18 protein-coding genes are annotated in these 20,452 nt (G+C 69.7%); 14 read left to right on the forward strand and 4 right to left on the reverse strand.

What is annotated here, in order from left to right:
* Nucleotides 1-145: 145 nt before the first annotated feature.
* From ftsH to glmM, 3 genes are all read left to right on the forward strand, one after another.
* Nucleotides 146-2,068: an ATP-dependent zinc metalloprotease FtsH gene (gene ftsH, locus AKJ13_RS17995; RefSeq protein ID WP_007565388.1), complete on the forward strand. Its 1,923-nt coding sequence runs from the start codon at nucleotides 146-148 to the stop codon at nucleotides 2,066-2,068.
* A gap of 421 nt (nucleotides 2,069-2,489) precedes the next feature.
* Nucleotides 2,490-3,236, forward strand: a complete 747-nt coding sequence (locus tag AKJ13_RS18000) for a sulfite exporter TauE/SafE family protein (RefSeq protein WP_050734591.1) — start codon at nucleotides 2,490-2,492, stop codon at nucleotides 3,234-3,236.
* Between the two features lie 134 nt (nucleotides 3,237-3,370).
* Entirely contained in the window at nucleotides 3,371-4,714 is a 1,344-nt protein-coding gene (gene glmM / locus AKJ13_RS18005) for a phosphoglucosamine mutase (protein ID WP_050734592.1), read from the forward strand.
* A 68-nt stretch (nucleotides 4,715-4,782) separates the two neighbouring features.
* Here glmM and AKJ13_RS18010 read toward each other — a convergent pair whose 3' ends face one another.
* A complete protein-coding gene (locus tag AKJ13_RS18010; protein WP_082317010.1) occupies nucleotides 4,783-5,115 on the reverse strand; it encodes an MmcQ/YjbR family DNA-binding protein in 333 nt (110 codons plus the stop codon).
* A 223-nt stretch (nucleotides 5,116-5,338) separates the two neighbouring features.
* Between AKJ13_RS18010 and AKJ13_RS18015 the strand changes: the two genes are divergently transcribed.
* The 3 genes from AKJ13_RS18015 to AKJ13_RS18025 all read left to right on the forward strand — a co-directional run bounded on the left by AKJ13_RS18015 (nucleotide 5,339) and on the right by AKJ13_RS18025 (nucleotide 7,753).
* Nucleotides 5,339-6,331: an outer membrane beta-barrel protein gene (locus AKJ13_RS18015; RefSeq protein ID WP_050734593.1), complete on the forward strand. Its 993-nt coding sequence runs from the start codon at nucleotides 5,339-5,341 to the stop codon at nucleotides 6,329-6,331.
* 253 nt (nucleotides 6,332-6,584) lie between these two features.
* Nucleotides 6,585-7,481, forward strand: a complete 897-nt coding sequence (locus AKJ13_RS18020) for an outer membrane beta-barrel protein (protein WP_050734594.1) — start codon at nucleotides 6,585-6,587, stop codon at nucleotides 7,479-7,481.
* 26 nt (nucleotides 7,482-7,507) lie between these two features.
* Nucleotides 7,508-7,753 carry a hypothetical protein gene (locus AKJ13_RS18025; protein ID WP_050734595.1) on the forward strand — a complete coding sequence of 82 codons (246 nt, stop codon included), beginning with the start codon at nucleotides 7,508-7,510 and terminating at the stop codon, nucleotides 7,751-7,753.
* A gap of 7 nt (nucleotides 7,754-7,760) precedes the next feature.
* Here the strand turns inward: AKJ13_RS18025 and AKJ13_RS18030 are convergent, their stop codons facing one another.
* A complete protein-coding gene (locus AKJ13_RS18030) occupies nucleotides 7,761-8,309 on the reverse strand; it encodes an HNH endonuclease (RefSeq protein ID WP_007563401.1) in 549 nt (182 codons plus the stop codon).
* Nucleotides 8,310-8,934: 625 nt separating this feature from the next.
* Here AKJ13_RS18030 and AKJ13_RS18035 point away from each other — a divergent pair.
* Both AKJ13_RS18035 and AKJ13_RS18040 read left to right on the forward strand, forming a co-directional pair.
* Nucleotides 8,935-11,622 (forward strand): DUF3772 domain-containing protein, encoded by a 2,688-nt coding sequence (locus AKJ13_RS18035; protein WP_050734596.1) that lies wholly within the window; start codon nucleotides 8,935-8,937, stop codon nucleotides 11,620-11,622.
* Nucleotides 11,623-11,723: 101 nt separating this feature from the next.
* Nucleotides 11,724-12,233, forward strand: coding sequence for a CAP domain-containing protein (locus tag AKJ13_RS18040; RefSeq protein ID WP_200905659.1), 510 nt, complete (start codon nucleotides 11,724-11,726; stop codon nucleotides 12,231-12,233).
* Nucleotides 12,234-12,238: 5 nt separating this feature from the next.
* On the opposite strand, the gene AKJ13_RS18045 is transcribed toward AKJ13_RS18040, so the two are convergent.
* Together AKJ13_RS18045 and AKJ13_RS18050 are read right to left on the reverse strand one after the other, a co-directional pair.
* Complete coding sequence (locus AKJ13_RS18045; RefSeq protein ID WP_050734598.1) at nucleotides 12,239-13,072, reverse strand: flagellar motor protein MotB; 834 nt, start codon at nucleotides 13,070-13,072, stop codon at nucleotides 12,239-12,241.
* A 1-nt stretch (nucleotide 13,073) separates the two neighbouring features.
* Entirely contained in the window at nucleotides 13,074-13,847 is a 774-nt protein-coding gene (locus AKJ13_RS18050) for a MotA/TolQ/ExbB proton channel family protein (protein ID WP_039902939.1), read from the reverse strand.
* 278 nt (nucleotides 13,848-14,125) lie between these two features.
* On the opposite strand from AKJ13_RS18050, the gene AKJ13_RS18055 reads away from it, so the two are divergent.
* The 6 genes from AKJ13_RS18055 to AKJ13_RS18080 all read left to right on the forward strand — a co-directional run bounded on the left by AKJ13_RS18055 (nucleotide 14,126) and on the right by AKJ13_RS18080 (nucleotide 20,445).
* Nucleotides 14,126-15,904, forward strand: coding sequence for a glucan ABC transporter ATP-binding protein/ permease (locus AKJ13_RS18055; protein ID WP_050734599.1), 1,779 nt, complete (start codon nucleotides 14,126-14,128; stop codon nucleotides 15,902-15,904).
* A gap of 148 nt (nucleotides 15,905-16,052) precedes the next feature.
* On the forward strand, nucleotides 16,053-16,769 hold the full coding sequence (dnaQ, locus tag AKJ13_RS18060; protein WP_050734600.1) for a DNA polymerase III subunit epsilon: 717 nt from the start codon (nucleotides 16,053-16,055) through the stop codon (nucleotides 16,767-16,769).
* A gap of 110 nt (nucleotides 16,770-16,879) precedes the next feature.
* Complete coding sequence (locus AKJ13_RS18065) at nucleotides 16,880-18,157, forward strand: PHB depolymerase family esterase (RefSeq protein ID WP_082317011.1); 1,278 nt, start codon at nucleotides 16,880-16,882, stop codon at nucleotides 18,155-18,157.
* An 86-nt stretch (nucleotides 18,158-18,243) separates the two neighbouring features.
* The gene (locus AKJ13_RS18070) at nucleotides 18,244-19,125 is read left to right on the forward strand and encodes a TIGR01459 family HAD-type hydrolase (protein WP_050734601.1); all 882 of its coding nucleotides are present in this window, start codon (nucleotides 18,244-18,246) and stop codon (nucleotides 19,123-19,125) included.
* Between the two features lie 35 nt (nucleotides 19,126-19,160).
* A complete protein-coding gene (locus AKJ13_RS18075; protein WP_050734602.1) occupies nucleotides 19,161-19,985 on the forward strand; it encodes a hydratase in 825 nt (274 codons plus the stop codon).
* Nucleotides 19,986-20,190: 205 nt separating this feature from the next.
* Nucleotides 20,191-20,445, forward strand: coding sequence for a hypothetical protein (locus AKJ13_RS18080; RefSeq protein ID WP_050734603.1), 255 nt, complete (start codon nucleotides 20,191-20,193; stop codon nucleotides 20,443-20,445).
* The last annotated feature ends 7 nt before the right edge of the window (nucleotides 20,446-20,452 follow it).

Genomic DNA, 20,452 nt, shown 5'->3' on the forward strand with positions numbered 1-20,452 from the left:
AACAGATGTTCCCCTCGCCGCAGGGGGGGCCGGCTTACTTGGCAACGAAGGCCCCCCCGCCTACATTGGCGAGGTGTGCACGGATGGACCGGCAAAGCCGCGCGATGTGTCCGTCTAGGGGGCCGCACGCACCAAGGATCGATCGATGAACCCGAATTTTCGCAACTTTGCCTTGTGGGTCGTCATCTTCCTGCTGGTGCTGGCCCTCGTGACCCTGTTCCAGAACCCGGGTCACCGGGGCGGCGGCAGTGAGATTGCCTACAGCCAGCTCCTCAACGACGCCGATGCCGGCAAGATCCAGTCGGTGGTGATCTCCGGGCAGGACGTGTCCGGCACCTATGTCGGGGGCGGCAACTTCACCAGCTACGCGCCCAACGACCCGAGCCTGGTCTCCAAGCTCCAGGGCAAGGGCGTGACGATCACGGCCCGCCCGCCGTCGGACAATACCCCCTGGTTCATCCAGCTGCTCGTGAGCTGGCTGCCGATCCTCGTCTTCATCGGCGCCTGGATCTTTCTGTCGCGCCAGATGCAGTCCGGCGCCGGCCGCGCCATGGGCTTCGGCAAGTCGAAGGCGAAGCTCCTGAACGAGGCCCACGGCCGCGTCTCCTTCGACGACGTGGCAGGCGTCGAGGAGGCCAAGGAAGACCTTCAGGAGATCGTGGAATTCCTGCGCGACCCGCAGAAGTTTCAGCGGCTCGGCGGCCGGATTCCGCGTGGCGTGCTGCTCGTCGGCCCGCCCGGCACCGGTAAGACCCTGATCGCCCGGGCGGTCGCGGGCGAGGCCAACGTGCCGTTCTTCACCATCTCGGGCTCCGACTTCGTCGAGATGTTCGTGGGCGTCGGCGCCAGCCGCGTGCGCGACATGTTTGAGCAGGCCAAGAAGAACGCGCCCTGCATCATCTTCATCGACGAGATCGACGCGGTCGGCCGTCATCGCGGCGCCGGCCTGGGCGGCGGCAATGACGAGCGCGAGCAGACCCTGAACCAGCTCCTCGTGGAGATGGACGGGTTCGAGGCCAACGAGGGCGTCATCATCATCGCGGCGACGAACCGCCCCGACGTGCTCGACCCGGCGCTGCTGCGTCCGGGCCGGTTCGACCGCCAGATCATGGTGCCGAACCCGGATGTCACCGGCCGCGAGCGCATCCTGCGGGTCCACGTCCGCAAGGTGCCGCTGGCCCCCGACGTCGACCTCAAGACCATCGCGCGCGGCACTCCGGGCTTCTCGGGCGCCGACCTGATGAACCTCGTCAACGAGTCGGCCCTGCTGGCGGCCCGTCGCGGCAAGCGCATCGTCACGATGCATGAGTTCGAGGACGCCAAGGACAAGGTCATGATGGGCGCCGAGCGGCGCACCCTGGTCATGACCGAGGACGAGAAGCGGCTGACTGCCTATCACGAGGGCGGCCACGCCATCGTGGCGCTGAACGTCCCGGCCACCGACCCGGTTCACAAGGCGACCATCATCCCGCGCGGTCGGGCGTTGGGCATGGTCATGCAGCTGCCCGAGCGCGACAAGCTCTCCATGAGCTTCGAGCAGATGACCTCGCGGCTGGCGATCATGATGGGCGGCCGCATCGCCGAGGAGATGACCTTCGGCCGGGACAAGGTGACATCGGGCGCCCAATCGGACATCGAGCAGGCGACGCGGCTTGCCAAGATGATGGTGACCCGCTGGGGCTTCTCGCCCGAGCTCGGCACCGTGGCCTACGGCGAGAACAACGACGAGGTCTTCCTCGGCATGTCGATGGGCCGGCAGCAATCGGTCTCCGAGTCGACCGCCCAGAAGATCGACGCCGAGGTTCGCCGCCTGGTCGAGACCGGCCTGGAGGAGGCCCGCCGCATCCTGGCCGAGCACAAGGACGACCTGGAGGCCCTGGCCCAGGGGCTGCTCGAATACGAGACGCTCTCGGGCGACGAGATCCGCAACCTCCTGCGCGGCCAGCCCCCGATCCGCGACGGCGGCGACGTGCCGCCGACCCCGGCCCGAGGCTCCTCGGTCCCCTCCGCCGGCCGCGGCCGGCCGAAGGAGAGCGACGGCGGCCTGGAGCCTCAGCCGCAAGCCTGAATTTGGACGGATGGATGAGAAGGGCGCCGCGAGGCGCCCTTTTTCGTTGGGTCTTCCGCGCCGGGCCCGTTTCGGGATGATCCGATTTCACAGCGCCGGATATGGCGCGGGTCCCCTCTCCCGTGCGGGAGAGGGACAGGGCGAGGGAACAGGTTCGTCCGGATAGGGCGTATCCCTCACCCCAACCCTCTCCCGCACGGGAAAGGGGGCACGTCGCGATCCCCGCCGACCGTTGTGTGACCACCATGGATTGCCGTGGAGGGAAGGCGCGTGGCAGATCTGGACTGACCGCCCTGCGCCTCCCCGCATGACAATCCGCCCCGCCTGTCCGTGAACGTTGCCCGGAAGCTTGGCCGGAGGCTCGGCTCCGGCCGGCGAATCGGAAAGACCGGGGCGGGAACCTGTCCGAGCCGCACACCCGATGGCGTTGTCCGTTTATCTCGTCGTCGCCCTCGGGGCCGCGGTCGCCGGCTTCGTGCAGGGGCTGTCGGGCTTCGCCTTCGGGCTGGTGGCCCTGTCGTTCTGGGCCTGGGTGATCGATCCGCAACTCGCCGCCGTCCTGGCGGTGGCCGGGTCCCTCACCGGCCAAGTCGTGGCCGCCGTCACGGTCCGGCGGGGCTTCGACCGGGCCCGCCTCGCCCCGTTCGTGCTGGGCGGGCTCGCCGGCATTCCGCTGGGCGTGTTCCTGCTGCCGCACCTCAATGCCGACTGGTTCAAGGTGGTGCTCGGCACCCTGCTGGTGGTCTGGTGCCCGGCCATGCTGCTCGCCAAGGACTTGCCGCGGATCACCACGGGCGGGCGGCTCGCGGACGCCGTCGTCGGCATGAGCGGCGGCATGCTCGGCGGGCTCGGCGGCTTCACCGGCACGCTGCCGACCCTGTGGTGCGTGCTGCGCGGCTACGAGCGCGACGTGCAGCGCACGATCATCCAGAACTTCAACCTGACGATGCTGGCCGTCACGATGCTCGTCTATCTCGGCTCGGGCCTCGTCACCCGCACGGCGCTGCCGATGCTGGCCGTGGTGCTGCCCGCCATGCTGATCCCGGTCCTGCTGGGCACCCGGGTCTATGTCGGCCTGAGCGAGACGGCCTTCCGCCGGGTGGTGCTCGGCCTCCTCACGATCTCCGGGATCACGCTGCTGGCGGCGGCGCTCCCACGGGTGCTGTAGCGCCTCGCCCGGAGTCACGCCGCATTTCGACCGTCTTTGTCGGGGAGCACCCGGGACAATCCAATCTGCTAAGTTCTGTCGGGCTACTCTGTCGCCGCGTTGGCCGGACGAGAGGCCGGGCACCGGAGATCCTGATGGCGCGCAAGTATTTCGGAACCGACGGCATCCGGGGCCGGGCCAACGGGGTGATCACCCCGGAACTCGCCCTCAAGGTCGGGCAGGCGGCGGGCCTGGTGTTCCAGCGCGGCGACCACCGCCACCGGGTGGTGATCGGCAAGGATACCCGCCTGTCGGGCTACATGATCGAGACCGCGCTGATCGCCGGTTTTACCTCGGTGGGCATGGACGTGCTGCAACTCGGCCCGGTGCCGACTCCCGCGGTGGCGATGCTGACCCGCTCCATGCGGGCCGATATCGGGGTGATGATCTCGGCCTCGCACAACGCCTTCGAGGATAACGGCATCAAGCTGTTCGGTCCCGACGGGTTCAAGCTCAACGACACGATCGAGCATGAGATCGAGGAGCTGATCGACGCCGAGCTCCACACGAAGCTGGCGGGCTCCGCCGATCTCGGTCGGGCCAAGCGCATCGAGAGCGTGCATGCCCGCTACATCGAGTTCGCCAAGCGCACCCTGCCCCGGCACGTGACGCTCGACGGCCTGCGGGTGGTGGTCGATTGCGCCAACGGCGCCGCCTACCGGGTCGCCCCCGAGACCCTGTGGGAGCTCGGTGCCGAGGTGATCGCCATCGGCACCGAGCCGGACGGGTTCAACATCAACCGGGATGTCGGCTCCACCGCCCCGGCGGCGCTGGTCGCCAAGGTGCGCGAGCGCCGGGCCGATATCGGCATCGCGCTGGACGGCGACGCCGACCGGGTGCTGATCGTCGACGAGAAGGGCCACGTAGTCGACGGCGACCAGCTGATGGCCGTGGTCGCGCGCTCCTGGCAGGAGGACGAGCGGCTGACCCAGCCGGGGCTGGTGGCGACGATCATGTCCAATCTCGGCCTGGAGCGCTTCCTCGGCGGCCTTGGCCTAACCCTGGCCCGGACCGCGGTGGGCGACCGCTACGTGCTCGAGCACATGCGCGAGCATGGCTACAATCTCGGCGGCGAACAATCCGGCCACATCATCATGTCGGACTACACCACGACGGGCGATGGCTTGGTGGCGGCCCTGCAGCTGCTCAGCGTGGTGCAGCGCCAGGGCCGGCCGGTGAGCGAGGTCTGCCACTGCTTCGACCCGCTGCCGCAGATCCTCAAGAACGTCCGCTACCGCGCCGGTGAGCCGCTCAGCCAGGACAGCGTGGTCAGCGCGATCGCCCAGGCCCGCGCCCGCCTGGGCAATGGCGGCCGCCTGGTGATCCGCCCCTCCGGCACCGAGCCGGTGATCCGCGTGATGGCCGAGGGTGACGACCGCGGCCTCGTCAACGCGGTGGTCGACGAGGTGGTCGAGGCGGTGACGAAGGTCGCGGCCTGAGGCCCGGGATCCCGAAGGGCCCGCGGCCCCGGCGGGGTTCAGGGGCGGAGCCCCTGAGGGCTCAACGCTCACGCGTAGGCGGCGCGCAGGATCGCCGGCGCGGTGAACCGCCAGGCCGCCAACAGGGCGGCGCGCAGAATTTCTTCCTCGCACGGGTCGAGGTCGAGATTTGTCCAGCCGCGCCGGCCCCAGGCGCCATCGAGCGGCGTGAACAGGTCCGGCTCGGCCTCGCACAGGTCCGCTTGGTCGGCGGGCGCCAAGCGCAGCACGACCCGGTCCTCCTCGACCCACAGGGTCGCGAACACCCGGCCACCGACGCGGAAATCCGGGTTGCCGCGATGGGCGCCCGTCACCGTCTCGGGCAGCATCAGCGCCAGGGCGCGCACGTCCTCGGGCAGCACCGGCTCAGCCCGGCCCGCGGGCGAAGGGTGTCGCGATCGTGCCGGGTGCTGGGACCAAGACTGGCGAATCCTTTACTGAGCTGCGGCTTTTCCAGGCTGCAAGAGCCCGGCAAGGCTAACATTTAACGTTAAGCCGGATTTAAGACGTTCGATCCATCCTTCGCCTCGTCATCAGAGCCGGCATGTCAAGCTTCCGGCACACGAGTCCAGTGAAGGAATCCTTATGGCCCGCTCCAAGCTGAACGCTTTGGTGCGCAGCCTGACGCTCGCGGCGAGCGTCGGCGCGCCCTGCCTAGCCGCTGCTGCGGACCTGCTGCCCCCGCCTCCGCCCCCGCCCCCTCCACCCCCGATCGAGGTCGGCGGCGGCTGGTACCTGCGCGGCGATGTCGGCGCGAGCGTGTATACCCGCCCGAGATACACCGAGGCCTACGATTACACCGGCTACGCGGATGCCAACCGGTCGTTCGGCAACGAGATCGGCGGCGGTGGTTTCGCGGGTGTCGGCGTCGGCTACCAGTTCACCCCATTCCTGCGCGGCGACGTGACCGGTGAGTACCGCTACTCCACCGGCCTGCGTGGCAGCGAGTATTACAAGGGCCCCGAGTTCGACAACGGCCTCGGCTCCTACGGGGTCAACAAGTCGACCAGCAACTTCGATTCCGCGGTGGTGCTGGCCAACGCGTATTTCGACCTCGGCACCTGGTACGGCATCACGCCGTTCATCGGTGGGGGCGTCGGCTACGCCTTCAACCACATTTCGGGCTACTCGACCAACCAGCAGTTCACCAGCCCGACCTACGCCTACGATTACGGCAACCCGATCTACGACTGCAAGTGCGGCCAGCCCTACTACAATTACGCGCCGGTCTACGACAACAACGGCAACCCGGTGTACAACACCAACAGCGGCAGCAAATTCTACAAGAGCAAGACCAGCGGCAGCTTCGCCTGGGCGTTGCATGCCGGTCTCGCCTACGACGTGAGCGACGCCCTGAAGATCGAGGTGGCCTACCGCTACCTCAACCTCGGCAAGGCCGAGACCGGCGCCGGCTTCGTCCCGTGCTGCACCGAGGCCCTGCGCCCGATCAAGGTGAAGGACATCGAGGCCCACGACGTGAAGATCGGCCTGCGCTACTACCTCGGCGGCCTGGTCGCGGCGCCGCTGCCGCCGCTGATGCCGGAGCCGATCCCCGGCCCGCTGGTCCGCAAGTACTAATTGTCTCTCCAAATCTCTCATGGTCGACGGCGCGGATGCTCTCCGCGCCGTTTTTTTTTTCGTCCTGTCGCCGGGGCAGACATCGATCGCGAGGCGCAGATCAACATTGGTCCGTCGGATAGTTCTGGCCTAGTCGCGATGATCGAATCGGGATCTCCGAAGAACCCCGAAATAACGGACGCTTAAGGTTACCCAACTATCACTGCATCGAGGCCCGAGCCGCCGTCCGTCTCGCAGTTCCAGGACGATCCCGATGCGTACCGTCACCCTGCCGCTGCTGGCGATCCTCGGCCTCTGCGGCGCCAGCACCGCCCAGGCCGCCGACCTGGACTACGATTACCTGCGCGGCGCCGATTACGACCCGGTCCCGGCCCCGGTGGTCGACTGGAGCGGCGTGTATGTCGGCGGCCATGGCGGGTACACGTCCGCGGCGCTGGGTACAAAGGGCGCGCTGCAACCCCTGATCTATCGGGACTCTCACGATACGACCGGCGAATCGACGTTTCGTGCGTCGACCCTTCTCAATCCTCCGTCGAAGCGGGTCGGCGACACGAGCTTTGGCGCCTTCGTCGGCTACAATGTGCAGTTCGACGACTTCGTCTTCGGCTTCGAGGCCGACTACACGAATTTCGGCAAGATGGGCGTGTCGAGCGACGGACTCGGGCGCAGCAAGACCGCCTCGAACATTCTCGAAACAGTCGATATGGCCGGATACACGGCCACGCGCGTCAACGATTACGGCACGCTGCGGGCCCGGGCCGGCTACGCTCTCGGCAACTTCCTGCCCTTCGTGACCGGCGGTCTGGCGATCGGCCGGGCACGCATCGCCGACACGACGATGTACCGGAACTATGGCTTCGACGTCACCGCCTACAACGCCAACCTCTCCGGGACACCGACCTACGTGTCCAATTTCGGTTATACGAGCTTCAATCCGAACGCGCCCTACAATGGCACACCGTTCACGTCGATCCAGACGCAATCGAAGACCAAGGTGGTCGCCGGTGCGACGGTCGGCGCCGGTCTCGAATATGCGATCACGCCGAACATCCTGCTGCGCGCCGAGTATCAGTACGTGCTGTTCAGTCAGTTCGATGGGCACAAGGTCAACCTGAACACAGTCCGGGCCGGCGCGGCGGTCAAGTTCTGATGCGGCCTGGCGCCGGGAGGCTTCCGATGCTCGACCCGAGGGGATTGCGACCGCTCACGTTCGGCCTCCTCGCCGGGCTCGCCCTCGTCCCCGCGCCGGCCTCCGCCTGGCCCGAGGACCGTGGCTTCGATCCGCCCCGCCTCCGGCGCGTGATCCGCGTGCGGCCCGACCTGGCGGCCGTGCCGCCGCCCGTGATCGTCCGGGGCTACCTGCCGCGCAACCACAACGTCCCGATGTACAACGAGCCGCCCCGCCGCGGGCCGGCTTGGTGATCCGGCCTCAGCTCTCCAGCTCGCTGTCCCAATACAGGTAGTCGAGCCAGGTGTGGTGGTACTGGCGGTGGTCGAATTCGGGCTGCCGGTGGTGCAGCTCGTAGCGGGTCGGCCGGCGGGGCTCGGTGGCGAGCGGCATGTCGGCCTCCTGCGGCGTGCGGTTGGCCTTGCGCAGGTTGCAGGGCGAGCAGGCCGCCACGACGTTCTCCCAGCTCGACAGGCCGCCCCGGGAGCGCGGCACCACGTGGTCGAAGGTCAGGCCGCCGGAGGGCAGCCGCAGGCCGCAATACTGGCAGCTGAAACCGTCGCGCAGGTAGATGTTGTAGCGGGTGAAGGCCGGGCTGCGCGCGAGCGTCACGTAGTTCTTCAAGGCCACGACGCTCGGCACCCGCAGCGCCCGTGAGGGTGAGCGCGCCTCGACGTCGTAGCTCGCCACCAGAGTGACGCGGTCGAGGAACAGGGCCGTGAAGGCGTCCTTCCACGACCAGAGCGAGAGCGGATTGTAGGAGAGCGGCCGATAATCCGCGTTCAGGACGAGGGTTTGGAGATCCATCATCGGCGCGACTCTTCGGACTATCTCTGACGCGTATAACGCGCGGGAACGCGCCGGCGCCCCACCGGCCCGTCCGACGCGGCCGCGGGCCGGTACAGGACGGGCCGGCGGACGGGACGTCGGCTCGGCGGGAGAGGCGGAAGGAGCAACAGGGCGGCGGGCCGGCGCGCGGTGACGCCAGTCGGTGCGGTAGCAACCGGAACGCGGCCGGGCCGGACCGGCATCGGCGCCGGCCGAACCCTTTCGCGTGACGACGAAAAGGCCCTGTCCATCTGGTGTTCATCTAATCCCACCGTGACAGCCTTGTGAAGCTCGTCCCTCAGGGGCCTGGGGACGCACCCACAGCGGGTGCCGGGCGCGCCGGCCGGCGCCAGGGTGGGCGAGGGCACGGTTTCGCCCTATTGGAAGCCCACAGCGCCCGGCCTCGAGGGCCGTGCCCGAATCGCCCTGCGATCAGGCGCGCCCCTCAGGCTTCGATTCACGCGCTCGCCGACGCCGAACCGGCGTCCCCACCGGTATCCCCTCCGGCGGCGAGCGCTCGAGAAGGCCCGCGCGGTTCCCGATGACCGCCGGTCCGCCGATGCCGGGCTCCGACCGCGCCCCCGGCGCGCCCGACGAGAGGTAGCCTATGATTCGCACGCCCGTGCGCCCCCGGAAGCCGAACGGCGCGCCGCGCCGGCCCGCCGCGCTGGCCCTCCTGGCCGCGCTGATGCTGGGCATCCCGGCCGCCGCGCCGCCCGCATCCTGGGCCCAGGGCGAGGCGCCGGCCGGGCAGCACCCGGGGACCAAGCCCGCGGAGTCCAAGCCCGCGGAGACCAAGCCGGCCGACGCGAAGGCGCCCGACGCCAAGCCCGCGGCGCCGAAACCCGAGATGTCCGAGCAGCTCAAAGCGGTCCGGGCCCAGCTCGACGCCGCCAAGGCCGAGCTCGAGGCGCGCGAGAAGCAGCTGGGGCATCCCGATCTGACCGCCACCGACCTGGCGGCGATTCGCGACAGCGCCGGGACCGTCACCGAGGAGATCCGCGCGCTGATCACCCGGCTCGATGCGCCGCTCGAGGCGGCACGCGAGCGGCTGGCGCAGCTCGGCCCGAAGCCGAAGGACACTCAGGAAAGCCCCGAGATCGCCGAGCAGCGCGTGGAGCGCGAGGCTGCGGTGACCCGCATCGACGAGACCCAGCGGCTCGCCCGCTCCCTGCTGGTGCAGGGCGACCAGATCATCGACCGGGTGTCGAACCGCCGGCGCGAATCGTTCACCCGCGACCTGTTCCAGCGCTCGCAGCCCCTGGTCAGCCCGGGCCTCTGGGCCAAGGTCATGGCCGACATACCGCGCGATACCCGCTCGCTGCAGAGCGCCGTGTCCGATATCGGGCTGCTGTTCTCGCGCAACGGCAGCATGGGCAACCTGCTATTCCTGGGGCTCGCCTTCGGGATCTCGGTCGCGCTGTATTTCGGCCGGCGCAACATCGCGCCCCGGGCCGCCCGCCGGGACGCGTCCGCCACCGAGCCGTCGCGCCGCGCCACCCTGCTGGCCGCTTGGCGGGTGATCCTGCTCGGCACGGTGCCGGCGGTGGCGGGTTCCTACGCGGTCTACTACGCGCTCGACGCCACCAACCTGCTGCCGTCCCGGCTGCTGCCGGTGGCCGCCGCGATCCTGGGCGGGCTGGCCTTCATCGCCTTCGTCGAGGCCCTGTGCGACGGGCTGCTGAGCCCCGACAAGCCGGCCTGGCGGCCCGCCCCGGTCGGCGACGCGGCCGCCACCCGGTTGACCCGGCTCGCGGTCGGCATCGCCACGGTGATCACCGTGGTGAAATCCGTGGAGGCGCTCAATTCCGGGATCTCGGCGGCGCTGCCGATCTCGATCGCGACCCGCGGCCTCGGCGCCGTGGCCACCGCGCTGATCCTGGCGGTCGGCCTCCACCGGTTCGCCGATACCGAGCAGGAGGAAGAGGCCTGTTTCGGCCCCTACGTGCCGACCAAGACCACCACGGGCATCGGCGGCCCAGCCCGGCTCCTCGGCTGGGCCGGGGTCGCGCTGATCGGGCTCGGCGCGCTCGTCGGCTACGTCGCCTTCGCGGCCTTCCTGATCGACCAGCTGATCTGGGCCGCGGGCGTGCTCGTGCTGCTCTACCTGCTGGTCCAGAGCGTCGACACCTTCGTCGGCCGCGCGCTTACCGACGAGACCCGGCTCGCCACCGCGCTCCAGGCCAATACCGGCCTGCGCAAGCGCTCGCTGAACCAGATCTCGGTCCTGGCGACCGGGGCCGCCCGGGTCGTGCTGATGCTGGTGGCGGCACTGCTCGTGCTGGCGCCCTGGGGGCTCGATTCCACCGACATCGTCTCGTCGATCCGGCAGGCCTTCTTCGGCTTCAAGGTCGGGGACGTGACGATCTCCCTGTCGAGCATTGCGTTCGGCATCGGCATCCTGGTGCTCGGCGTGTTCGTCACCCGGGCGGTGCAGCGCTGGCTGGAACAGACCTACCTGCCCGCCACCGACCTCGATTCCGGCCTGCGCAACTCGATCACCACGATCGCGGGCTATTGCGGCTTCCTGCTCTCCCTGGCGCTCGCCTTCTCGTATCTCGGCCTGAGCCTGGAGAAGCTGACCATCGTGGCCGGCGCCCTGTCGGTCGGTATCGGTTTCGGCCTGCAGTCGATCGTCAACAACTTCGTCTCCGGCCTGCTGCTCCTGTGGGAGCGCCCGATCCGGGTCGGCGACCAGGTGGTGATCGGCGATTCGGAGGGCATCGTGAAGCGCATCTCGGTGCGCTCCACCGAGATCCAGACCTTCGACCGCTCGGCCGTGATCGTGCCGAACTCGAACCTGATTTCCGGGGTGGTCAAGAACCGCGTGCGCGGTGACCGTTCGGGCCGGGTCAGCATTACGGTCAGCGTCCTGCGCAACCAGGACCCGGTGCGGGCCGCCGAGATGATCGTCGGCTGCGCCCAGGCCCATGCCGACGTGCTGAAGGATCCGGCGCCCCGGGTGGTGTTCAAGAAGATCGGCGATCCGTTCCTGGAATTCGAGCTGCTGGTCTGGATCGTCGATGTCAGCCTCGGCCTGAAGGTCCAGACCGACCTGAACTACGCGGTGTTCGCGACCCTGTCGGGCGCGGGCTTCATCCCGCCGCTCGGCCCCGGCGCCAGCATCGTCACCGTGCAGGGCTTCGAGACGATGCAGGCCGCGATGGGCGAGATCGCGAGCCGGTTCGGCCAGGTCGCGCCTGGGCCCCAGGAGCCGAAGGAGATCCCGGAGTCCAAGGAGGCGCCGCCGTCCCAGCTGCAGCGCGACCGCGGCCTCCGGAGCGCCGGGGGCTGAAGGCGCACGCGCGGCCTCAGCGGGACCGGTCGCGCGATCGCCCGGGGCTCCCTATATGGGCCGGGCGTCCGAGCCGGATGCGCGAGCATGGATCTTCGAACGTGGGCGGACGCAACCTGAGACGAGGCTTCTGGGCGGCGGCCTGCATCCCGGCGCTGGCGCTGCTCGGCGCCTGCGCCACCGAGGCGCCGACCACGGCGGCGCTGCCGAGCATCTACCTGCCGCTGGCCAGCCAGGCCGCCCATGTCGACACCGACGCCGCCCGGGACATGATCTCGTCCTATCGCCGCAACCGCGGCGCGGGGCCGCTCACGGTCGATCCCGAGCTGCAGCGTCTGGCCGAGGCCGAGGCGGCCGCCATGGCGGTCGCCGACCGGCCGAGCAAGGCGCAGACCGTGAAGGCCGCGGTCGGGCGGCTCGGCTTCTCCGACGTCAACGCCAACCTGTCGGCCGGCTATCACACCCTGGCCGAGGCGTTCTCCGGCTGGCGCGAGAGCGGGCCGCACGACGCCACGATGCTCGACCCCCGGGCGACCCGGATGGGGATCGCCACCGCCTACGCGCCGGGCTCGAAATACAAGGTCTACTGGGCGCTGCTCACCGCCAAGTAGGCGTGCTACGGCAGCCCCTTCACGTTCGGCACCGGGGGCGCCTCCTTCAGCAGCGTCACCGTCACCCGGCGGTTGGCCGCGAGATAGGGGTTGTCGGGGAACATCGGCTCGGTGTCGGCCTTGCCGGAGACCGAGGCGAACCGGTCGTCCTGCACGCCCGCCCCGGCCAGGATCTCCCGCACGCTGATCGCCCGGCCGGCCGACAGCTCCCAGGGCGACACCGGCAGGCGCTGGCCCGGCCTTTCGGTGGCGGTAAAGCCCGTGATGGCGATGCGGTTGGGCATCTGCCGCAAGGCCGGGGCGAGCTTCTCCAAGAGGCGCCTCGTGCGCTCGTTCGGGCGGGTCGAGCCGTCCGGGAACATCGAGCGCCCGTCCTGGTCGACGATCGACAGTTCGAGACCCTGGTCGGTCCGGACGATCACGACGTTCTTCGACAGTTCGGCGATGTCCGGCATGTCCTGCAGCGCCTGCCGCAGGGAGGCCGCCGCGAGGCCGAAATTATCCGGCTCGCCGGTCTCGGTCAGGCCGAACTCGCTGCTCTGGTCGCGCCGGGGCGGCGTCGTCCGGTCGGTGGCCTTCTCGGGCGGGATGCTGCGCAGGTACTTCACGTGGTCGGCGGCCGGCAGGCCCTCGGATTCGAGGATGCCGGCGAACTTCGATTCCTTGTTGACCCCGAAGGCGTCGCGCATCGAGCCGGCGACCACCTGCATCTTCTTCTGGTCCTGCGTCGAATAGGCCGCGACCATCACGAAGAAGCTCATCAGGAGCGCCATCAGGTCGGCGAAGGTCACGAACCAGCCGTGGCCGCCATGCGCGCCGCCGCGCTTCCGTCTGGCCATATCAGGCGGCCGGTTCCAGCAGCGCTTCGCGATGGTTGTGCGGCAGGTAGGCGACCAGCATCTCGCGCACCAGCATCGGGCTCTTCTGGTCGCGGATCATCAGGATGCCGTCGATGATCAGGGAGCGGGAGACGTCCTCCTCCTCCAGCTTGACGTGCAGCTTGTCGGCGAGCGGCAGGGTGATCAGGTTGGCGATCACGGCGCCGTACAGGGTGGCGAGCAGGGCGGTCGCCATGGCGGGGCCGAGCTTCGAGGGGTCGGACATGTTGGCGAACATCGCCACCATGCCGAGGATCGTGCCGATCATGCCCCAGGCGGGGGCGCAGTCGCCGTAGGCCCGGTAGACCTTCGAGCCCTCGTCGAGATGCATCAGGAAGTTGTCGCGGTCCCGCTCCATCGTGTCCCGGATGAAGTCCCGGTCGTAGCCGTCGGCGATGTAGCGCGCGCCCTGGGCCAGGAACGGGTCGGAGATCTCCATGTTCTCCAGCGCCATCGGGCCGGACTTGCGGACCACGTCGGCGAGTTTCGTGATCTCCTCGATCAGCTCCTGCGGCTTCACCGAGCGCATCATGAAGGCGAAGCGCAGGCCCATCGGCAGGCCGTGGACGATCACCGAGAACGGGAAGCGGATCATCGTGGCCGCGGTGGCGCCGCCGAACACCACGACGACCGCGTGCTCCGACGCGTAGGCGCCGAAATGGCCGCCGTCGAGCACGATCAGCCCGACCACGACGCCGAGGCCTGAGAGGAGGCCGAGTGCGGTTGCGAGATCCATGCTGCAGCGCCCGGTCCAGAAACGTAAAAAAGCTGACTCCGCGGTCGCTTGCGGCCGGGTTATTCACAGCGGTAGGAAATCTTGCTGAACGAACCGTAAAGGCGATGGCCTCGACCCTGTATAGGGCCGTCATCGCCCGTTCAGGCGGGCCCGGGCATAAGCCGTGTCGTGTAAGGGGTTTGGTGGCGAAGGCGGCTGTATCCGCCCGCCGCACGGACCTTAAGAAATGGCGCGAGACCCGGGCACACGGGCCGCGCCGGGGGTGGTGGAGCGGTGCGATGGTTCGTCTGTACGGGCGGGTCCTTGGTTTCCTGAAGGCGGAGCGGCGGCTGGCCATCGGTCTGGCCGCCACCAACGTCGTGCTGGCGATCGCGGCCTTCGCCGAGCCGCTGCTCATGGGCCGGATCATCGATCAGCTGACCCACCTGCAGCGCGGCGGCAACGCCATGGGCACGATGCTGCCCCTGCTGGCCGCCTGGGTGGCGTTCGGCTTCTTCACCATCGCGGCGGGCGTGTTCATCGCGCTCCACGCCGACCGGTTGGCCCACCGCAACCGCCTGTCCTCGATGGCGAGCTATTTCGAGCATGTCCTCGACCTGCCGCTGGCATTCCATTCGGCGAACCATTCGGGCCGGGTGCTGAAGGCGATGCTGGAGGGCACCAACGGCATGGCCTGGCTGTGGCTCGGCTTCTTCCGGGACCACCTCGTCGCCCTGGTCTCGCTGGTTGTGCTCCTGCCGATGACCCTGTTCATCAACTGGCAGCTCGGCTCGATCCTGGTCGTCCTCGTGCTGGCGTTCACGGCGCTCACCACCTTCGTGATGCGCCGGACCGAGACGCTCCAGGGCCAGGTCGAGGCGTTCAATTCGGGCCTCGCCGCCCACGCCTCCGACGCGCTGGGCAACGTCGCGGTGATCCAGTCCTTCACCCGCGCCAAGGCCGAGAAGGACGCGATGCGTGGCATCATCTCGAACCTGCTCGCCGCGCAGATTCCGGTCCTGTCCTGGTGGGCGCTCGCCAATGTCGCGACCCGCGCCTCGGCGACCATCACCATGACGGCGATCTTCGTCACCGGCATCTGGCTGTACCAGGCCGGCACCACCACCGTGGGCGAGGTCGTGGCCTTCATGAGCCTGGCCACCGCCTTCGTGGCGCGGCTCGACCATGTGGTCGGCTTCGTTAACGGACTGTTTCAGCAGGCACCCAAGATCGCGGAGTTCTTCGAGATCTACGACACCGTGCCGGCCGTGGCCGACCGCCCGCATGCCCGCCAGGTCGCCCGGTTCGAGGGCGAGGTCACCTTCGACGACGTCGCCTTCTCGTATGATGGCCGGCGCCAAGCGCTCGACGGCGTCTCGTTCTCGGCCCGTCCCGGCGAGACCGTGGCCCTGGTCGGCACCACCGGCTCGGGCAAGTCGACGACGCTCGGCCTCCTGCACCGCAGCTTCGATCCGGCTTCCGGGTCGATCCGGATCGACGACATCGACGTGCGCGACATCGGCCTCTCGTCCCTGCGTCACAACATCGGCGTGGTGTTCCAGGAGCCGATGCTGTTCGCCCGCTCGATCCGCGAGAACCTGCAGGTCGGCCGTCCCGATGCCACCGATGCCGAGATGCTCGACGCGCTGGAGCGGGCCCAGGCCGGTGCGTTCATGGCGCGCCAGCCTGACGGGCTCGACACGGTGATCGGCGAGCGCGGCCGGTCGCTCTCCGGCGGCGAGCGCCAGCGGCTCTCGATCGCCCGGGCGCTCCTGAAGAACCCGCCGATCCTGATCCTCGACGAGGCGACCTCGGCGCTGGACGCGGCCACCGAGCGCAAGCTCCAGGGCGCCCTGGAAGCCGTCATGGAGGGGCGCACCACCTTCGTGATCGCCCACCGGCTCGCCACGATCCGCAACGCCGACCGCATCCTGGTCTTCCACGAGGGCCGGATCGTCGAGGCCGGCACGTTCGACGCGCTGGTCGCCCAGAACGGCCGCTTCGCCGAACTCGCCCGGGCCCAGTTCATGGCGGCTGCGGCCGACGAGGACGAGGGTCGCCTGGCCCTGGCGGCGTGAGGAACGGGCGCCGGTCAGCCGGCGCCCAAGGAAGTCTCAATCTTTCGGGAGACAGAGTCTTCCATAGACGGTCAGCCGCCCCCGGAGACCCGCCCCATCGGACGGGCCTCTGGGGGCGAACCCGTTCCGGCCCTGTGAGTCACGACACATGCTGCGCGAGATCGTCCTCGACACCGAGACCACCGGCACGGAGGCGCGGAACGGCGACCGGCTGATCGAGATCGGCGCGGTCGAGCTGCTCAACCACATCCCCACCGGCCGCACCTTCCACCGCTACTGCAACCCGCAGCGGGCGGTCTCGGAGGGCGCGTTCAACGTCCACGGACTGTCGGACGCCTTCCTGTCCGACAAGCCGGTCTTCGCCGAGATCGTCGGCGAGCTGCAGGCCTTCCTGGCGGATGGGCGTCTGGTCATTCACAACGCCCCCTTCGACGTCGGCTTCCTCAACATGGAATATGCCCGGCTCGGGGCGAACGCGCCGCCGCCGATCCAGCTGGAGGACGTGGTCGACACCCTGCCGATGGCCCGGCGCAAGCATCCGGGCGCGGCCAACAACCTCGACGCCCTGTGCAATCGCTACGGCATCGACACCAGCCGGCGGACCAAGCACGGGGCGCTGCTCGACGCCCAGATCCTGGCCGAGGTCTATGTCGAGCTGCTCGGCGGCAAGCAGACCAGCCTCGGCCTCCTGGATGCCCAGGCCGGGCCGCAGGTCCAGGCCGTCGTCCAGGCGGTTCCGACAGCCCCCCGCCCGTATCGGAGTCGCCTTACGGATGAGGAGCGGGCGAGGCACGACAGCTTCCGCGCGAGCCTCGGCCCGGCACCGATCTGGGCCGACTATATCGGCGCCGACGAACCGGCCTGACCGGCCTTGCCGCATCGCACATCGGCCTCTATTGCGTCGCACCATATGGCGAGCTTCGCGCCAACCCCGGCCGCGACACGGACGCTGATGTGACCAAGCGTGCACCCATCATGGATCCCTTCAGCAAGCTGAAGGATATGCAGGACGGCGCCCGCGACAGGAATGTCCGCTCGCCCTTCGCCGACATGATCGAGGTCACCCGCCTCACGAGTCTCGGCCGTCTGGACGAGGCGACCACCCTGATCCAGCGCAGCCTCGGGGGCTACGCGGCCGCGCCGCCGCCGAAGCCCGACGCGCCGGCCTCTCAGTCACAGCCCCACCGCGCGGAAGCGCCCCAAGAAGCCCGGCGGGAGCCTCCGCAGAAGACACCGCGCGCCGAGCCCGCCCGCACGGCGATCGCCGAGCCGGCGGTGCGGGTCCGCAAGGCGGTCGGCAAGGTCGTGCGCGGCCTGGCGCCGGTGCTGAAGGGGCTCGGCCATGCGCGGCGCGTCCCCGCACGGCCGCCGGCCCCCCGGACGCCGCCGGTCGAGAACCGCTTCGTCGCCCTCAGCCACGCCGAGCCGGCCGGCAGTCGCGACTACAAGCTGTTCATCCCGGGCCATCCGGCAGAGCCGGCGCCGCTGGTGGTGATGCTGCACGGCTGCACGCAGAACCCGGACGATTTCGCCGCCGGCACCGGCATGAACGCTTTGGCCGAGCGCGCGGGCTTCTTCGTCGCCTACCCGGCCCAGAGCCGGCAGGCCCACGTCCAGCGCTGCTGGAACTGGTACGAGCCGCGCGACCAGCGCCGGGAATCCGGTGAGGCGGCGATCATCGCAGGCATCACCCGGGCCGTGATGGCGGCTAACCCGATCGACCCGAGCCGGGTCTACATCGCCGGCATGTCGGCGGGCGGCGCGGCCGCCTTGAACATCGCCCGGGCCTATCCGGATCTCTACGCCGCGGTGGGCGTGCATTCGGGACTCGCCGCCGGCTGCGCCCGCGATCTCGGCTCGGCCTTGATGGCCATGCAGGTCGGCGCGCCGGGCCTGGGCACCGCGCCGTCCTTCGGCGCAGTGCCCGTCGGCCAGCGCATCCCCACCATCGTATTCCACGGCGAGGATGACGGCACCGTGAGCGTGCGCAACGCCGACCAGGTGCTGGCCCAGGCCAACGTCGTCGGCCTGACGGCCCGGTCCGAGACCTTCGAGGGCCGCGGCCACCCGTTCACCCGCACCCGCTACCGGGACGAGACCGGCCGGGTCATGGTCGAGGATTGGCGGGTGCGCGGCGCCGGCCATGCCTGGTCCGGTGGCCGCTCCGAAGGCAGCTACACCGATGCCGACGGGCCCGACGCCTCGCGGGCGATGCTCGACTTCTTCGCCGAGCATCGGCTCGGTCCGCAGTAAACGCGGGCGCGTCCGGAGACTTGCAGGGCGCGGCCCTGCACCCGCAAAAGGTCCCGGACCTTTTGAAACCGTGACCGGACCCATCCATGACCGCACCGATCCCGACCCTCGACGGCCTCGCGCAGGTGGCGGAGCGCTACGACCTGCTCCTCTGCGACGTGTGGGGCGTGCTGCATGACGGCCAGAAGGCCCATGTCCCGGCCGGCGAGGCGCTGATCCGGTTCCGCGGCCTGCCGGGCACGCGGCCGCGCCGGGTGGTCCTGGTCTCGAACGCGCCCCGGCCCGGGGACGGGGTGGGCCGCATCCTCGACCGGTTCGGCGTGCCGCGCGAGGCCTACGACGCGATCCTGACCTCGGGGGACCTCACCCGCGAACTGATCGCCGGCCGCCCGGCCGCGCGGATCCGGCATCTCGGGCCGGAGCGCGACCTCGGTATCTTCCAGGGCCTCGATCTCAGCCTCGTCCCGGAGGAGGAGGCCGACCTCGTGGTCTGCACCGGCCTGTTCGACGATCGCAGCGAGACCGCCGACGATTACCGCGACGAACTCATGCGCCTCGCGACCCGGGGGCTGACGATGATCTGCGCCAATCCCGACCTCGTGGTCGAGAGCGGCAACCGGCTGATCCCCTGCGCGGGCCTGCTCGCGGCGGCCTATGCCGAGCTCGGCGGCGCCGTGATCTATGCCGGCAAGCCGCACCGCCCGGTCTACGAGGCGGCGCTGGCCAAGGGGGCCGAGCTCACGGGCGCGCCGGTGGATCCGGCCCGGGTGATGGCGATCGGCGACGCGATCCGCACCGACATCGCCGGCGCCCGCGGCTTCGGCATCGCCAGCCTGCTGGTGGCTCGCGGCATCCATGCCGAGGAACTCGGCGTCTCGGCCGAGCACCACCGCCTCGGCGACGTCGCGGAGTGGCTCGGCCGCCAAGCGGTGCATCCGGACGCAGTGATCGAGCGGCTGGTCTGGTAGAGCACCGGCCCCAGCGGTCATGCTACAGAGCGGGGATGAGCGATCCCGTCCCCGCCGCCACCCATGCCCGCACGATCCTGGCGGCGCACGAGCATCGCCGGCAGATCGCGCCCCTGACCGGCTGGGATTTCGGCCTCGACCTCGCGGCTGCCTACCGGGTGGCCGAGGAAGTCCGGCGCCTGCGCGCGGCACGGGGCGAACGGCCGCTCGGTCGCAAGATCGGCTTCACCAACACGACCCTCTGGGAAACCTACGGCGTCCACGCGCCGATCTGGGGGCATGTCTACGACTCGACCCTGCACGACCACGCCGCACTGACCGGCCCGGTCCCGCTCGCCGCCCTGGTCGAGCCGCGGATCGAGCCCGAGATCGTGTTCGGGCTTGCCCGGGTGCCGGAGCCCGGCATGGACGACGCGGCGCTGATCGGTTGCCTCGCCTGGGTCGCCCACGGCTTCGAGATCGTGCAATCGCTGTTCCCCGGCTGGCGCTTCGCCGCTGCCGACACGGTGGCGGCCTTCGGCCTGCACGGCCTGCTGGTGCTCGGCGAGCGCGTCCGTATCGACCCGGGCGCGGCGCGCATCTGGATCGACGGGCTGGCGGGCTTTTCCGTCGAACTTCTGCGCGACGGTGTGGTCGCCGATCGCGGCCGCGCCGGCAACGTGCTCGGGGGCGGCCCCCTGGCGGCGCTCCGGCACCTCGTCGATGTGCTGGCTAAGGATCTTGGTAGCCCGCCACTCGCGGCCGGCGAGATCGTCTCGACCGGCACGCTGACCGACGCCCTGCCGGTCGCGCCCGGGCAGGTTTGGACCGCACGTCTGTCCGGCCTACCGCTGCCCGGCTTCGACCTCAGCCTGGCCTGACCGCACCGGCGCGCGTTTGTCCGGCACAAAGCCGCTTCGCATCCGTACGAAATCCGTCGCGCCCGGCGCCGGATGCGGTATGGCGGGATCGGGCGGTCTCGTACGGCACGCGATTCGCCCTGTGCCGTTCGTCATCGCCTCCGTCCCGGCTCCGCCGCGGCGTCGGGCTTTGGCGATAATTAGCCGACATGCCAAATGCTGAGACATGCCTGGACGCGCACGGAGCCGCTACACGACCTATCTGGTGTCCATGACCCCGGAGCGATCCGGCGGTCGCGGCCGGTCGGGCCCCAAACCCGCTCCCGCGGTCTACGCGGTCATGAAGCCCAATGCCGAGGCGGCGATCGAGGCGGTCCGCGCCCTGGCCGAGGGGCCCACGGTGGTCGCTGTCGTGGGCAGCCTCTCCACCCGGGTCTCCAAGGGGCTGAAGCTGAAGCCCGGCGAGCCGCGTCTCGTGTGACGGGCCG

This window comes from Methylobacterium sp. ARG-1, assembly GCF_001262595.1.
GTDB lineage: Bacteria > Pseudomonadota > Alphaproteobacteria > Rhizobiales > Beijerinckiaceae > Methylobacterium > Methylobacterium brachiatum.